Raw genomic sequence first — 14,601 nt, 5'->3', positions numbered from 1 at the left:
AATGGACAACTTAACGCTTGAGTTTGATCAATTTTTAAGATCAGTAGAAATTAGCAAAAACGATGCCTTCACATTCCTATTGGGCGCTGGGGCCTCCGTAACATCAGGTATACCTTCTGCTGGAGAATGTATTTGGGAGTGGAAAACGAATATCTACGAAACAAAATCAAACTCCAAACTTTTTGAAATCATTGATAGGAATTCTGCTCAGGCGCGAATCCATATACAGAAATGGCTAAATAGTGAAAGTGTCTATCCTAAAGAAAATTCACTAAAAGAATATTCCTTTTATGTAAAACATTGCTATCCAATTGAGGATGATAGAAGAAAATACTTTCAAAAACTTTGTGAAGGTAAACAACCTGGATTAAAGGATATGAATTTAATTAAACTAGGTATCAAGTTCAGCCGTATATATTGGAAAGAACCAAACAGCAGAATTTGCCCGTTACAATCAACTATCCTGAAATGGTTACTAAAATTTATCCCTACTTTCAGCATGATAAATTAGCTGATTTTAATAGGAGAAAATCTTTGGTTTTTATAAATAAAATTTTTATTATGGAATTACTGGAATACTTACAAAGAATGGCAGGCTTGTCAACCGAAAAAGCACATATTGTTGATGAGGTCTTTGAATATATAGAATTACCAAAAGGGTATCAGCTATTAAGTGAAGGTAAACAATCAAAAAAAATATTTTACGTTGAAAAAGGCATGATGCGTTTATATTACCTTAAAGACGGTAAGGATATTACCCACGATTTCTTTGATGAAACTAAATTTTATGCTCCTATTGAAAACATATTTCTAAATCAACCATATCCATATTATCTTGAAATGTTGGAAAATGGTATCATCAGAACGGCAGACTTTATGAAAGTCGAAAAAATTATGGATACAGACACTGCACTGCAACGGTTTTCCAGATATGTTCTGGTTGGTACCATTAAACGGCTTGCAGAACAGCTTTATTCTATCCAGTTTCAATCTGCGCAAGAGCGTTACCAACTATTAATTAAAAGGCATCCCAATATTCTTCTCCGTTCATCACTTGGGCATATTGCATCCTATCTGGGTATTACCCAATCCACATTAAGCGTAATCAGGGGCGAAAAGTCAAAATAGTTTTTTTAAGACTTCGTCATTTTTTTAGATATCGAAAAAGTTCGCCCAAAAATGTTGCTGAACTTTGCTGTATAAAAAGCAAGGTAATGCAAGAAAATAAAATAGACAATCACAAAGCATATGATATTATAGTATGCGGGTTAGGTCCCGTTGGGTTGCTTACCTGCAACACATTAGGTTCGCGTGGATACCGGGTTTTAGGTGTTGACAGGTTTGAAAAAGCGTTTAGTTTTCCGAGAGCTATTCATATGGATGAAGAAATTGTACGCATAGTACAGTCTGTTGGTTTACTGGATGAATTGCTGCCAAAATTGAAACCTGCAAACGGATTAGAGCTTGTTGATGAAAAATTCAATGTACTGTTTCGCGCTAAAAGTGTTTTCCCGGGAGGCTTTTCTTCTGATCATTTTTTATTTCTGCAACCCGAACTGGAAACTATTTTAAGGAATGGTTGCAAACGATTTCCCAATGTAAATCTTATTTATGAGGACATTACTGATTTTGAACAAAGCAATGAAGAGATAACCGTTTTTTCAAATACCGAAAGACTTGCAGATGCAAAATACATGATCGCCTGCGATGGTGCCAACAGTTTCACCCGAAACAAATTAGGCATTGGCCTGGAAAATTTAAGATTTGATAAAGACATTTTGAAAATAGATGCATTGGAATTGGATTCTACGCTGGATCAATATAACACTGTTCAAAAAATATGCAGTCATAGGAAACCTTGGGTAAGGATGAATGGTGTAGGCAATCACAAACGTTGGGAATTAAATTATACAAATGGTCTGAGCAAAGAAGAAATTCAAAAACCAGAAAAAATCAAACAACTTTTGAATGAAATAGGTGTAGAAACCAACAATTTGCAAATTCAGCATGGCGTATTATATTCTGTGAAAAGTGTTGTAGCAAACGAGTGGCAGCGCGGAAATATCATTTTGGCAGGCGATGCTGCACATACCACACCACCTTATACCGGGCAAGGAATGGCAGCAGGTTTCAGGGATGTAATCAACCTCACCTGGAAATTAGATGCTGTTCTTCAAAAGCAGTGGTCTGATATTATCCTCAAAAATTATCAGACCGAAAGGCATCCGCATGTAAAGTTTCATATCCGATTGGCAATTTTGGTAGGCTGGATTTTTACTACACGGCTTTGGATGGTGTTGAAAGTGCTGTCAAAGATTCCATTGATCAATGGGTGGCTGCTAAATTTTCATCTGCCAAAAAATCCGCTGGGAAAGGGTTTCTGGGGCACAGGAAAGGCGAAGCGTTATCTGTTTCCGCAAGTAAAAATTAACCAAAACAGTTATTCCGATATACTTTTAGCGAATGAATGGACATTGGTAGCAATCGGTAAAAGCAGAGAGCCACATATTGCTGGCCTTTGCGAAAAAATAAAATTGAAATATATAGTATTTGACAACGAACCTTATACTGAAGAGTTACGGAAATGGGCAGAAAGAAAAGCATATTATTTCATTGTCCGCCCCGATCTGTATGTGTTCTCATCAGGTGACAATGCTGAAAAACTGTGCAGGGAATTTCAACTAAAAACGAAAAATATATAATCAACACCAATAAAAAAGGTATGATAACTTCAATCATATACAGCATTGCTTTCATTTTTGGTTTGGCAATTATCAGCAAGTTGGTGGGCAAATCAAAGTTCACTTTTCAAAAGGCAGGTTACAGCACGACATCTATGTATGTAGTTGCTGTTTTGCAGGCCACGTTTACAGCAGGTTTATTTACGCAATATGCCTTGTGGTCGGCTATTGGTTTGTTGCTTATTATGATAGGTATCTTTTATACATTAATCAAAATAAAAGAAACCTGGCAGAACTATATATTAGCGGTTTTGTCCACGGTTTTATTGGTTGCATTAGTCAGCTTATCAGTAATTAAACAGATTAATAAAATATGAATATAGCAAACAGAAAAGATGTTCAGGAATTTGAGCAGAAGCCATTGCCTGATTTGCCAGACAGCACTTATGAAGCGGTTGCCCGAAGTGCCACGAAATATCCAAATCGCGTCGCATTAAAATTTTTCCTGCAAGGCACTAAGTTCAAACATTCGGCAGAGTGGACATACAAAGAGTTATTCAAAAAAATTAATGCCACAGCCAATATGTTACATGATTTAGGCATTAGAGATACCGATGTTGTTTCCTACATTTTACCTAATTCTCCCGAAACCGTTTTTACACTTTTCGGTGCAGAAACCGTAGGCATTGTGAACGCTATAAATCCGTTGTTGCAACCCTCGCAAATGGCGGAGATTATGAATGCAGCAGGCACAAAAGTTTTGGTTACGCTGTCACCATTCCCTAAAACCGATATTTGGGGAAAAGTATCGGGTATTTTTGCCGATATTCCCACTTTGCAGACAGTTATCACCGTAAACCTTGCCCAATACCTTGATTTCATTCCAAAAATAGTTGTACAGCTCACAGTCAAAAAGCCCAAAACATCACACAACATACGGCTTTTGGATTTTCACAAAACGGTAAGCCAATATCCGGAAGATCATCTTTCTTTTCAGCGTACTATTTCGCCCGATAATATTGCTTCTTACTTTCATACAGGTGGCACAACAGGTAAACCGAAAATAGCACAGCATACCCACCGCAACGAGATTGCCAATGCATGGTCGCTTATGAATTGGGCCGATTTAACCGGCTACAAAACACTTCTTTGTGGTTTGCCCTGGTTTCACGTTAATGGCGTTATTGTTACGGGTATCGCACCGCTTTTAAGTGGTGGCTGTATTTTGATGGCAACACCGTCAGGCTATCGGGGCGAAGGCGTTATCAGAAACTTTTGGAAAATTGTAGAGCATTACAAAATTTCCTTTTTCAGTTCCGTGCCTACCGTCTTGCAGATGATACTGGAGACACCAATGCAGAAGGAAAATATTCGCAGTCTGGAGTATGCTTTGTGCGGTGCGGCTCCTTTGCCGGTTAAATTGTTCAACGATTTTGAAGCAAGCACCGGTGTAAAGATCATAGAAGGCTACGGGTTCACAGAAGGTGCCTGCGTTAATTCTGCCAATCCTGCTTTTGGCAAGCGCAAAGTAGGGTCCATTGGTCTGGCGTTGCCACATCACCAAATGAAAATTGTGGTTTTGGAGGAAAAAACAGGGCAATATATCCGTGATGCCGAAACAGGAGAAATCGGGATCATTGTTTGCAAAGGCATCAACATTTTCCCCGGTTACAAAGAAGCTCAACACAACGAAAATATATGGGTAAATGACGGAAAAGAGGTGTGGTATAACACAGGTGATACAGGCAAACAAGACACAGATGGCTATTTTTGGATAACAGGCCGTAAAAAAGAGCTAATCATTCGTGGCGGACACAACATTGACCCAAAAGCCATTGAAGAACCATTGTCACAACATCCGGCTGTTGCGATGGTAGCTGCTATCGGCAGTCCCGATAAGCGGGTTGGCGAAATGCCTGTTGCCTTTGTGCAACTCAAACCCAATCAGCAAGTTTTAGCAGAAGAACTGAAAACTTTTGTACAGGAAAACATTACCGAAAAAGCAGCAATACCAAAAGAAATTTTTATTGTAGAAGCCATTCCGCTTACCGCAGTAGGTAAAATTTTCAAGCCCGGGCTTACACAAATTGAAATAAAAAGGGTGTTCAGTAACGAATTGATATCTATCAACGAAATCGAACACTTTGAAATCAACGTAGACCAGACTCCTCAATGGGGTATGGTGGCACACATTATCACAACGGGGAAAGATCCTGATATTATTGCCGAAAAGGTAAAGGAAGCCTTAGGAAATTATACTATTAAATATCAATTAAAGTAAATTATTATGGGAATATCAATCGTAAAATACAAAAAAAATGGCAACACTATGTGGGGTATTCTATCTGGCGAAAAAATTTCGCAACTTGCTCTCCAACCTCCTAATTTGGTGGCAATCATAACGGCGCCAAATACTTATCTGATTGACGAAAATTTGGAAAAGGAAACGTTTGATTTTCAACAAGTAGAAATCCTTGCACCGGTTTCGAGTCCTTTACGAGTCCTTTGCCAAGGCGTAAATTATGCTTCGCACCGCAAAGAATCAGGTTTGAGTGACAAATCCAGCGGAAATGTACTATTTACAAAAGATTCAAGTTCCATTACCGGTGCTTTCAGCCCTGTGATCCGGCCCAAAGACTGCCAATGTTTGGATTATGAAGTGGAGTTAGGTTTAATCATCAGAAAAGGCATTACTCAGCCTGTAAAAATCACCGAAGCCAACTTACATGAGTACATTGCGGGCCTTGTGCTGGCTAACGATTTTTCAGCAAGAGACCTTCAATATAAAGACGATTATGCACAGTGGTATAAAGGTAAAAGTTGCCGAACCTTATTGCCTTTAGGACCTGTTTTTTATCTGCTGGACAAAGACGATTTCAATTACCTGAACAATCTTACCATTCAGCTTTGGGTAAACGACCAGCTTCGGCAGGAAGCCAATACTGCACAACTTATTTTCAAACCTGCCGAAACACTTACTGAGATTTCAGAATTTCAGGACTTGTCTGCAGGCGACGTGCTTTTGACAGGCACACCGGGCGGAGTTGTGATAAAGGCACCAGGCAAGTTTCTGCAGGGTGTTGCGACGTGGTTGCTGAGTAATGAGAAAAAAGTAAATGCACTTCGTAAAAAGAAAGCTGATTATCTGCAAGACAATGACATCGTAAAAACAAAGATTTATTCAGCCGACGGGAAAATTGATTTAGGTACGCAACTCAACAAAATAATTTCTTATGATTTCTAAATTACAACACCACGTTTTTTATGTAGAAGATTTGAAACGTTCAAAAGATTTCTACATTCGGTTATTCGACCTGCAGTTTTCAGCACTTAATCATCCTGACAGCAGTGCTGCAATGAAAATATCAAAACAGGAAATGCACTTTTTCAGTTTCGGTTTTTACCACCACGATATTTGCATGGTTAAGCACCACAAACTAAAAATGGATAATCACTCTATGTTGCACTATTCAATGGTGGTGCGTGATAAAAACGGCTTTGAAAAAATACAGCAACGGGCCGAAGCCATGAGCATTCCGTTGCGACAAGGCAGAATGTTGAAATCAGCACAAATGCAGCCCGATTGGCAAGCGTTCTGTTTTCAGGATCCTGACAAGCATTGGATAGAAATTTTATGGAAACCTTAAATGTAAAGAAGATGAGACAAAATGCATACATACCGCCAAATGTTATTTCGCCATTTAAGCAAAAGATTGCGTTTCTGCTACGTAAAAAATGGGCAAGAGAATTAGTGCTGTTACCGGGCACTATTACCGGCAAACGGTTTTCCAATAAAACCGCCGATTATGGAGTGTTTAAACCGTCATTGATTTCACATTTAGACCAGCTTTCAATATATGTGCAAAGTATCGATGATAGCCGGAAATGGTACAGCGATCTTGTGGGATTAAGCACAAGCCGGATAACCGAAACAGAACCGCATCCATTCAAAAAAGGATATACCATCCGATGTTGTTATATGAGTGCTGATGAACATGAAGAATGTTTGGTACTCATTGAGGAACGGAACGAGCAAGGGGAAATTACAATTCCTTCGGGAATGAGCTTTTTTCATTTTGCATTTGAAGTAAGTGGAAACCGCTTTGAAGATGTGTCAAATTTTGAGAAACAAGGAAGGACAAAAGGATATATACCTAATTACGGAACTGTCACTCATAATGATAAACCACCCATGGGAGATGGTGAAACAGGTGGTAATACTGCTGTTTATTTCTATGATCCTGATTGGAACAATGTAGAGTTCTGCGGAACGATGGACACGATTAAGAATTATAAAAATAAAAAATAATTTTCAGGTAAAAGTGTTTTTTTTAGATATCTAAAAAAGACATAGGAAATAAAGATTCATCTTTGCATTATCAATTAAAATGAGAAAATGAAAAAACTTATTGTATTAGTATTCTCCATGTTTTTTGCTGCCCTTGCTTTTGCCCAAACTGCAAAAGATGATTTTACAGGAAAATGGAAAACTGAAGATGGCATTGTTATCACCATTTCCAATAATAAAGGAAAATTCTCCGGTGTGGATCCTAAAGGCCGTCCCGCACTCTATAATGTACACCTTGAAAAAAATGAATGGAAAGGCAATGTAGAAAATCATGAGACAGGGCAGAAAGGAAACTGTGAAATTTACCTGGAGGGGAAAAAGCTGAAAATTGTAGCACATAAAGGTATTTTTTCAAAAACCATGTATTGGGTAAAGCAGTAAACACAAATTATTTATTTTAATTCAATTCATTTAATTTCTAAATCAAAGTATCATGAATATTAAACAACTTTCACAAGATGCAGCATTAAAGCTAAAATTGTATTTAGCCACCCTTGGCAAACCTTCAGGAAAAATGCACGATGTAATTACCGATGCCGATGCGGGTCTGCGCAGTGGCAACCTTTCGGAACTTACGATTATCACAGACTTAAAACCAGAAGGAGCAAGGAACCTTAGAATTATTTTTGAAACATTGAAAGGCAATCTTGCCGGTGCAAAAGAAGTGGGTACACTGCACGATATGCGTTTTGTTTTTTTGGAAAACGACACCAAGCTGCTTTTCTGCACCTGCTATGATGGCGATTGGGATACCTACATCAATGACTTTGCCACCAAAATACCGGAGATGATGGATTTGCTATTTGGAAATATTGAAGGATGGCCTGGCATAAAATCGCCCACAGTAAAAGAATTTATACTCAGCAAACAAATTACGGCTTCTGGCTGGTTTGTAAGCCACCCCAACCTTACCGTTGCCGATATTACAAGATTAGAAAAAATTGGTAACGGCCTGAATAAACTGTTGGAATTATAAGTTTCAAAAAAAATGCAATGAAATCAGAATATATTTTGTTTTCGGAAGAGGCCGAAGAGCTGCCAAAAGATTTTGAGCAGCATACAGCGGCCATTAATGCGGATGTGAAGGCGTTTGTAGAAAGGTCTCCTTCGGTAAGCAATACCAGCTATCATACAAGAGATGCCCACACAAAAGGATATGCAGCGCTGAAAGCAGAGTTTACTATTCTTGATAATCTGCCAGACGAATTGACACAGGGAATTTATGCCAATCCTGGCAAACACGAAGCTGTTGTTCGATTTTCAAATGGTGCAGCCCGTGCTTCAATGGATAGGTTTAGTGGTAATGCACAAGGCTTGGCTATAAAAGTTTTGGATATACCCGGTAAAAAATTAGCACCCGGTGAAGAGGATTCAACCAATGTGGACTTTAACCTCATTAATCATCCCATCTTCTTTTGCAACTCTTCCCACGACTATATGTTTATAGACAAACTGTTTCACAGATTACACGAATACTTTGGCAAAGGTGCTTGGGGAAAAATTGAATTGGCTTATCTGTGGACAACCGAAATGGGCAAAGCATTTCCAAGCAGAAACACACTCAAGGAATTGAAGGCATTACTGTCTTTCCAGGACATTAAGCCCCAAAATACATTGTTGTACAATTTTTATAGCATGGGAGCGGTACGACATGGCAAATATATAGCAAAGCTGAGAGTAAGTCCCTGTGAGGAGTCGGTAAAGAAGGTAAATCAGATCGATGTAGATGTTAATAAGGACGACGAGGCCTATCGAAAATCTATTTTAGAAATGATTCGTAAGCAGGACTTTAAATTTAAATTTCAGGTACAACTTTGCAAAGATCTTACAAAAATGCCTATAAATGACCTTATTGTGGAATGGTCCCAGGAATTGTCCCCCTTTCAAACGGTGGCAGAATTGTATATTCCCCGACAGGAAGTTGATGATGACGGAAATTTTGAAATAATGGAACATCTTTCCTTCACTCCCTTTCGCTGTTTGGAAGCCAACCGCCCAATGGGTGACCTTCAAATGGCAAGATTGAAGGCCTATCAAATTTCGTCAGAAACAAGGCATCGGCTTAACGGGAAGGAACGGAAAGAACCCCGAACGCTGAAAGAACTTTTTGGTTAACATTTCAAATTTTAATAGTCTTATGTTCTTAAAAAATTTATTTAAACGCACTGTCGAAAAAATAGACCTGCAAGATATTCAAGCCATTATATTGCGTGAGAGACCTCTGCCTTATCACGGGGTAAATGTTTTTTTGGAAATTCTGGATACTGCTTCCGCCAAAGCATTTTTGAAAGAAATAATACCTTATGTTACCAATGCAAAAAATTGGTGGGATAATGATGACGCATGGCTTGCCATTGCTTTTACCTATGAGGGATTAAAGAAGCTTGGACTTCTGCAGTTTACTATTGAAAGCTTTCCGGAAGCCTTAAAAAAAGGAATGGCAGCCTATAGCGCAAAACTAATGGATATTAATGAGAATGCCCCCGAAAAATGGGATTCTGTTTTTAAAGCAACCAATAACCATATTGCCGTTTCCATCGTTGCAAAAAATAGAGATGATCTGAACTCCAAAAAAGCACTTGCCCTTCAAATATTGGAAAAGCACCAAGGTGTTAGATTGTGTTTTCAGGCAGATTTTGATACCCCTATAGAAGGCAATTTTAACCATTTTGGTTTTCGTGATGGTATCAGTAACCCGGAAATTGAAGGCAGTGGTGCAGAACAGTTAAATTCAAAAGAACGGCCCATAAAGGCAGGTGAATTTATATTAGGATACACCAACGAAGCTGGTAATCATTATCCTATGCCACACCCACCTGAATTTGCCAGGAATGGTACCTTTGTCATTTTTAGAAAATATCACAGTCATGTCGCTGCATTCAATAAATACCTCAGCGAACAGGCAAAATCAAAAGACGAGCAGGAATTGTTAGCCGCTAAAATGATAGGCAGATGGCGGAGTGGTGCCCCATTAAATATCTGTCCATTTAAAGACAATGCCGCATTAGGGGCAGATGCTACAAAAAATAATGATTTTGATTTCAGCAATGATCAAAGTGGTAAGTTAGTACCTTACTCAAGCCACATGCGCCGTATGAATCCACGTAACAGTAAAATGGCGGTAATGTCGGATGTAAACCTGCACCGCATTATACGCAAAGGCGTCGGTTATGGGCCTGCACTGTCTAATGGGAGCACTAAAGATGATGGTAAAGAGCGAGGACTTTATTTTATAGCATTCAGCGCAAAAGCAATGGAAACACTCGAATTTTTACAAAGAGAATGGGTTAATAACGGTAACTTTATGAGCCTCAAAAATGAGAAAGATCCTATTATTGGCTTGAATGAAGGTAAAGGGACTTTTACAATGCCCAGCGATCCTTTACCAAAACGCTTTATTGGAATGCCGACATTCAATACATTAAAAGGGGGCATGTATTTATTTATGCCGGGCATAAATGCTATAAAATGGATGAGCGAGTTATAGATGCTGTAAGGTTAAAATTAATTTCAATTCGGAGGTTTAAAAAAATCCAAAAAGTTATTATTTAAATTATCCATCCAAGAAAAGACGATTTAGTGCGTTGTATAGCTACAAGGTAAACACTTCAAAGCACTCTATGGTTTTATTAGAATCAATTTTAAATAATGTTTTCTTTAGCGGTTATCCCGGTAAAATTCATTGTAATCATCAAGCGTCAAGATCCTTCCTACAAATAACTTTCCAGCTTAAGAAATAGTTAGTCCTACTTCTTTTAATTTTCTCTCTACTAAACTTTGTTCTTGTAAATAGGTTGTCTTCTGTATTTTTATATTCGGTTCTCACTTCATTTTTGACCTGAACATTTTAGGAGACATTTTCATTTTCTTTTTAAAGAATTTACCAAAAAAAGACTGATCACTGAAATTAAGCTCTTCTGCAATCTGTGTAATGGAAAGATTAGAATTCAATAGCAGATCACGAGCATCAATAATGACAGAATTGGTAATAACTGTACGGGTAGATTCACCAGAGGCTTCTTTTACGATTCGTGTCAGATAGCTTGGGCTTACAAATAGCTTCTCAGCATAAAACTCAACAGCTCTCTCTTTTTTTGAATGCTCGGAAAGCAGAATAAGAAACTGATTGATAAGATCCTTCTTTCTTGATGTTTTAGAATCAATGGTCCTGGTGTCATTGTAGCGGTATAATACCATCAGCTCAAGGAGCAGCGCATTAAAATAATGATTAATGATGTCTTTCGAATAATAATTTTCCTGCTCATCAGCCAGACTGATCTTATCAAGCAGGAACCTTATGGTTTCCCTTTCATTAAGGCCGGGATGTAAAATCGGAGTATTTCTTTCGGAAAAGAAGATGATCTCATTGATGTAATGCATGTGGCGGATATTTTTTTGAACAAAAGAATCGTTGAAGACAATCCCCCTTGCCTTGATGTAAGAATCCTTGTGGGCTGGATAAATAATTGAATTTGGGGTAAAAATAACAATATCATCTTTTTTAACGCTTATTTCTTCAAGATTAATCTGTATTTTACCTTCCCCTTCTGTAACCAGCATAATTACGCCATTGTCTGTTCTGAAAGGATATTTGTAAGAATTTTCGTCCAGGTCATGAGATTCCCGGATGATGAAAAAATCATTGTTGTTTTTTTGATTATCACCGTTTTTGTCGATCATTTTAAACAGATCGTGTAGATTATGAAAAACAATATCTTTATGAGTCATAGCTTTTAATATGAACGTTAGTAAAGTTAATAAATAAGCCGCTGGATCATGCTATATATTCGAAAATTCATCATACGGCTGATTTTCAAATTTGATATTTATTTTAAAAATAAATTTATAATACTTTCAGCTCTTTGATGGTAGAAAGATGACGATAATACAATATCTGATCTTTTCCTAAAGAAATCGGCAGAGATATGAAAACCTGAAACCATGGAAACAAGATCGACTAGAAACAATAAGGGATTGTTGTAGCTTGTCCTTTCTTCACGGATACAAGCTGAGATCTCAGGTATCATTTCCGTCAACGGGAAAAATAATTTCTCCCCGAATCCTGAACACTCATTCTGGGTGATAATATAAACATCCAGGTAAGGATATTTTTTGCTTTTTTCAGTATTGAAATCAATATATCTTTTCAGTTTCTCCTTCAGTGAGAGCTCCTTAATATCATTCCAAGCGGGAGCTGGAAATTCATTGATCACTTCACCAATGATGATGTTAACAAGGTTGACTTTTGTACGGAAATAATAATGTATTGCCGTTCTGTCCATACCTGCGCTTTGTGCGATCTGCTGTGTTGTGGCATAGAACCTGCCTTCCACGAAAAGCACATATTTAGCAATTTCCTTTATTTTTTCTTCAGTATTCAAGATTTTTGTTGGTGGATTATTCATTATCAGGATATGATATGCAACCTGCCTCCTGAGATATTTCTTTCCACAATAGAGAATTCCGTTTTATACAATTCAAAAACAGGTTTAAGTTCATTTTCTGAAAATAAAGTTTCAGAAGATACACTCAATAGTCTGAAATTGTTGTCGAGATATTCGCACTGGCAGTTGGGAATTGTTTCCAGGATATCTTCCCTAAGCCAGAAAGCATCTATAATTTTTTTGAATTTTGTTTTAAAAAGCACATTGTTTTTCATTTCTATTTTTTATGTGTTCAACGATTATGGTAAGATCTTTGGGAGTATTTACCACCAACTAATTCCATAGCTTAGCCAAAACCCAGAAACAGAAGTAATAATGGTTATTTTCAATCTCACCTTTGTATCTTCCATTACTTATTTTCTGTACAGTTTGGATCTGGCAAGACGGATTCAGAATATGAAGTTGTCATAAGGTATCAATTCCTCATCAACACCTCTCGTTGTAAGAAAATTACGGTGTTAACTATAAATAAGCTTAGTTTCCCGACCTTCGCTTCAATACATTTTGAGTTTTCAATGTTGAAATCTCATTCACTCCAGCAATCAATATTTGTAATCAGTACCAGGCTTGTTTTTTACCAATCAGCTCACCGGTTACAGATATGGTCCGGCGCTTCAATAATTTTCTTTCATATTGGTTGATAATACAAATTTCTGCAGTAAAATGTTAATAAAAAAGGTCTAAATTCGGTGTAAACTGGTCAAAATCTGAACAAATAATCATATCTAAATATTTTTAGAATTCCACTTATATAAGAGCTGTTTTTTTGGAATGCTCATTATTTTCAAAGGAGCATCTTTTGTGCAATCTGTTTTCAAATAGTCGGTAAGAAAATTCTTTAAAAGAAAATAAATGATCTCAGTATCATTCAAAATCATTGCATTGCAAAGGTCATGGTTTGTTTTAATAGGCTCGGAATAGCTATTCATATTAAGCTATTATCTTCTGGAAAATTATAGTTTCGTTTTAGACCAATATCAGCCAAAAACAGACCTTTTATCATGTATTTCCTTACCTCAAATTTGCATGGTGAACCAATTTCTGATTGGATTCCTTTTAACGGTAAAAATTTATTTTATGATAATCAAAAAAAAGAAAAGTCTTTTTTTATTAGGAAGTCTGTTGCTGCTTTCAGCATGTGGCGGAAAAGAGCAACCTACAGTCAAAGTTGAGCCTATAAAGGTTGCCGTGCAAAAAATAGAAATGGTTTCCCAGCCTGAAACATTTTCTTACAGTGGAAATATTCTGGCAGACAACAGTGTGAACATTGGTTTTGGAGTTTCCGGTCGTGTTACCGCAGTATATGTTCAGGAGGGTCAGCGCGTATCTAAAGGTCAGCCTTTAGCAACCATAGAAACCAGTACTTATCAGAATGCCTTGGCTGTTGCCGGCGCAGGAATGGATCAGGCCCAGGACAATTTCAACCGTCTCAACCAGTTGTATCTTAAAAAAAGTTTACCGGAAAGAGATTATATCGCTGCAAAGGTAGCGCTGGCACAATCTAAAGCCAATAGAGATATTGCCATGAAAAATTTGAAAGATACCAGGCTTTATGCTTCTTTTTCAGGGATCGTTTCCCAAAAGCTTACCGAAGCCGGTGCTACAGCAGCACCTGGAGTTCCGGCATTTACTATTGTGAAAACAGATAAGGTGTATGCAGTTGCATCTATCACGGAGAATGAGATCAGTTCACTGAAAATAGGAACTCCTGCTGAGATTTCTATCCCAAGTCTTAATCGTACGATTGATGGAAATATTACCATCATCAATCCTCAGGCGGATGACAATTCCAGAACTTATACGGTAAAGATACGTCTAGACAATCCAGGAGGTCAGATACTGCCGGGGATGATTACGGATATTAACATCAATACCGGTAAAAGTAAGGATGTCATTATTCTTCCTGCTCAGGCAGTCCTCAAAGACCCTAATGGTTCGAGCTATGTGTATACTGTAAAATCTGCTAAAAATAAGACTATAGCATTTAAAAAGAGAATAGAAATGCAGAATATGGCAGGCGCCAGCGATGTAGTTATCAAAAGTGGGCTGGTTCCGGATGATCAGGTAATTATTTCTGGGCAGACACGCCTGGAAGATGGTCAGCCTGTTAAATTTTAATTCAAAAGAA

At 37.7% G+C, this 14,601-nt stretch carries 16 protein-coding genes; 13 read left to right on the top strand and 3 right to left on the bottom strand.

What is annotated here, in order from left to right:
- Position 1: 1 nt before the first annotated feature.
- The 12 genes from ACPF63_RS04890 (at position 2) to ACPF63_RS04835 (ending at position 10,516) form a co-directional block, all read left to right on the top strand.
- Positions 2 to 511 carry a hypothetical protein gene (locus ACPF63_RS04890; protein ID WP_426482199.1) on the top strand — a complete coding sequence of 170 codons (510 nt, stop codon included), beginning with the start codon at positions 2 to 4 and terminating at the stop codon, positions 509 to 511.
- A gap of 50 nt (positions 512 to 561) precedes the next feature.
- Entirely contained in the window at positions 562 to 1,128 is a 567-nt protein-coding gene (locus tag ACPF63_RS04885) for a Crp/Fnr family transcriptional regulator (RefSeq protein ID WP_426482198.1), read from the top strand.
- Between the two features lie 86 nt (positions 1,129 to 1,214).
- The gene (locus tag ACPF63_RS04880) at positions 1,215 to 2,702 is read left to right on the top strand and encodes an FAD-dependent monooxygenase (RefSeq protein WP_426482197.1); all 1,488 of its coding nucleotides are present in this window, start codon (positions 1,215 to 1,217) and stop codon (positions 2,700 to 2,702) included.
- Positions 2,666 to 3,058: a hypothetical protein gene (locus tag ACPF63_RS04875; protein WP_426482196.1), complete on the top strand. Its 393-nt coding sequence runs from the start codon at positions 2,666 to 2,668 to the stop codon at positions 3,056 to 3,058. The genes ACPF63_RS04880 and ACPF63_RS04875 overlap by 37 nt, the downstream gene beginning before the upstream one ends.
- Complete coding sequence (locus tag ACPF63_RS04870) at positions 3,055 to 4,962, top strand: acyl-CoA synthetase (protein WP_426482195.1); 1,908 nt, start codon at positions 3,055 to 3,057, stop codon at positions 4,960 to 4,962. The genes ACPF63_RS04875 and ACPF63_RS04870 overlap by 4 nt, the downstream gene beginning before the upstream one ends.
- A 6-nt stretch (positions 4,963 to 4,968) precedes the next feature.
- The gene (locus ACPF63_RS04865) at positions 4,969 to 5,925 is read left to right on the top strand and encodes a fumarylacetoacetate hydrolase family protein (RefSeq protein WP_426482194.1); all 957 of its coding nucleotides are present in this window, start codon (positions 4,969 to 4,971) and stop codon (positions 5,923 to 5,925) included.
- Positions 5,915 to 6,328: a VOC family protein gene (locus tag ACPF63_RS04860; RefSeq protein WP_426482193.1), complete on the top strand. Its 414-nt coding sequence runs from the start codon at positions 5,915 to 5,917 to the stop codon at positions 6,326 to 6,328. Before ACPF63_RS04865 ends, ACPF63_RS04860 begins: the two co-directional genes overlap by 11 nt.
- A complete protein-coding gene (locus ACPF63_RS04855) occupies positions 6,316 to 6,990 on the top strand; it encodes a VOC family protein (protein ID WP_426482192.1) in 675 nt (224 codons plus the stop codon). The genes ACPF63_RS04860 and ACPF63_RS04855 overlap by 13 nt, the downstream gene beginning before the upstream one ends.
- An 87-nt stretch (positions 6,991 to 7,077) precedes the next feature.
- Positions 7,078 to 7,410, top strand: coding sequence for a hypothetical protein (locus ACPF63_RS04850; protein ID WP_426482191.1), 333 nt, complete (start codon positions 7,078 to 7,080; stop codon positions 7,408 to 7,410).
- Between the two features lie 52 nt (positions 7,411 to 7,462).
- Positions 7,463 to 8,005, top strand: coding sequence for a hypothetical protein (locus ACPF63_RS04845; RefSeq protein ID WP_426482190.1), 543 nt, complete (start codon positions 7,463 to 7,465; stop codon positions 8,003 to 8,005).
- 17 nt (positions 8,006 to 8,022) lie between these two features.
- Positions 8,023 to 9,144: a catalase family protein gene (locus ACPF63_RS04840; protein WP_426482189.1), complete on the top strand. Its 1,122-nt coding sequence runs from the start codon at positions 8,023 to 8,025 to the stop codon at positions 9,142 to 9,144.
- A 22-nt stretch (positions 9,145 to 9,166) separates the two neighbouring features.
- A complete protein-coding gene (locus ACPF63_RS04835; RefSeq protein WP_426482188.1) occupies positions 9,167 to 10,516 on the top strand; it encodes a Dyp-type peroxidase in 1,350 nt (449 codons plus the stop codon).
- A 335-nt stretch (positions 10,517 to 10,851) separates the two neighbouring features.
- Here ACPF63_RS04835 and ACPF63_RS04830 read toward each other — a convergent pair whose 3' ends face one another.
- The 3 genes from ACPF63_RS04830 to ACPF63_RS04820 form a co-directional block, all read right to left on the bottom strand.
- Positions 10,852 to 11,757 (bottom strand): AraC family transcriptional regulator, encoded by a 906-nt coding sequence (locus ACPF63_RS04830; protein WP_426482187.1) that lies wholly within the window; start codon positions 11,755 to 11,757, stop codon positions 10,852 to 10,854.
- Positions 11,758 to 11,855: 98 nt separating this feature from the next.
- The gene (locus ACPF63_RS04825; protein WP_426482186.1) at positions 11,856 to 12,410 is read right to left on the bottom strand and encodes a TetR/AcrR family transcriptional regulator; all 555 of its coding nucleotides are present in this window, start codon (positions 12,408 to 12,410) and stop codon (positions 11,856 to 11,858) included.
- Positions 12,411 to 12,436: 26 nt separating this feature from the next.
- Positions 12,437 to 12,688: a hypothetical protein gene (locus ACPF63_RS04820; protein WP_426482185.1), complete on the bottom strand. Its 252-nt coding sequence runs from the start codon at positions 12,686 to 12,688 to the stop codon at positions 12,437 to 12,439.
- Between the two features lie 862 nt (positions 12,689 to 13,550).
- Between ACPF63_RS04820 and ACPF63_RS04815 the strand changes: the two genes are divergently transcribed.
- A complete protein-coding gene (locus ACPF63_RS04815) occupies positions 13,551 to 14,591 on the top strand; it encodes an efflux RND transporter periplasmic adaptor subunit (RefSeq protein WP_426482184.1) in 1,041 nt (346 codons plus the stop codon).
- Positions 14,592 to 14,601 lie beyond the last annotated feature (10 nt).

The organism is Chryseobacterium sp. R2ACT005 (assembly GCF_049949215.1).
GTDB lineage: Bacteria > Bacteroidota > Bacteroidia > Flavobacteriales > Weeksellaceae > Chryseobacterium.
The sequence above is the reverse complement of the archived record's forward strand: the minus strand, read 5'-3'. Positions and strand labels throughout refer to the sequence as shown.

What these genes read in the sequence shown, in the direction of transcription:
- ACPF63_RS04865 (WP_426482194.1), top strand. Translation starts at nt 4,969, where the DNA reads ATGGGAATATCAATCGTAAAATACAAAAAAAATGGCAACACTATGTGG.
- ACPF63_RS04845 (WP_426482190.1), top strand. Translation starts at nt 7,463, where the DNA reads ATGAATATTAAACAACTTTCACAAGATGCAGCATTAAAGCTAAAATTG.
- ACPF63_RS04880 (WP_426482197.1), top strand. Translation starts at nt 1,215, where the DNA reads ATGCAAGAAAATAAAATAGACAATCACAAAGCATATGATATTATAGTA.
- ACPF63_RS04850 (WP_426482191.1), top strand. Translation starts at nt 7,078, where the DNA reads ATGAAAAAACTTATTGTATTAGTATTCTCCATGTTTTTTGCTGCCCTT.
- ACPF63_RS04835 (WP_426482188.1), top strand. Translation starts at nt 9,167, where the DNA reads ATGTTCTTAAAAAATTTATTTAAACGCACTGTCGAAAAAATAGACCTG.
- ACPF63_RS04885 (WP_426482198.1), top strand. Translation starts at nt 562, where the DNA reads ATGGAATTACTGGAATACTTACAAAGAATGGCAGGCTTGTCAACCGAA.
- ACPF63_RS04860 (WP_426482193.1), top strand. Translation starts at nt 5,915, where the DNA reads ATGATTTCTAAATTACAACACCACGTTTTTTATGTAGAAGATTTGAAA.
- ACPF63_RS04830 (WP_426482187.1), bottom strand. Translation starts at nt 11,757, where the DNA reads ATGACTCATAAAGATATTGTTTTTCATAATCTACACGATCTGTTTAAA.
- ACPF63_RS04815 (WP_426482184.1), top strand. Translation starts at nt 13,551, where the DNA reads ATGATAATCAAAAAAAAGAAAAGTCTTTTTTTATTAGGAAGTCTGTTG.
- ACPF63_RS04870 (WP_426482195.1), top strand. Translation starts at nt 3,055, where the DNA reads ATGAATATAGCAAACAGAAAAGATGTTCAGGAATTTGAGCAGAAGCCA.
- ACPF63_RS04840 (WP_426482189.1), top strand. Translation starts at nt 8,023, where the DNA reads ATGAAATCAGAATATATTTTGTTTTCGGAAGAGGCCGAAGAGCTGCCA.
- ACPF63_RS04890 (WP_426482199.1), top strand. Translation starts at nt 2, where the DNA reads ATGGACAACTTAACGCTTGAGTTTGATCAATTTTTAAGATCAGTAGAA.
- ACPF63_RS04820 (WP_426482185.1), bottom strand. Translation starts at nt 12,688, where the DNA reads ATGAAAAACAATGTGCTTTTTAAAACAAAATTCAAAAAAATTATAGAT.
- ACPF63_RS04855 (WP_426482192.1), top strand. Translation starts at nt 6,316, where the DNA reads ATGGAAACCTTAAATGTAAAGAAGATGAGACAAAATGCATACATACCG.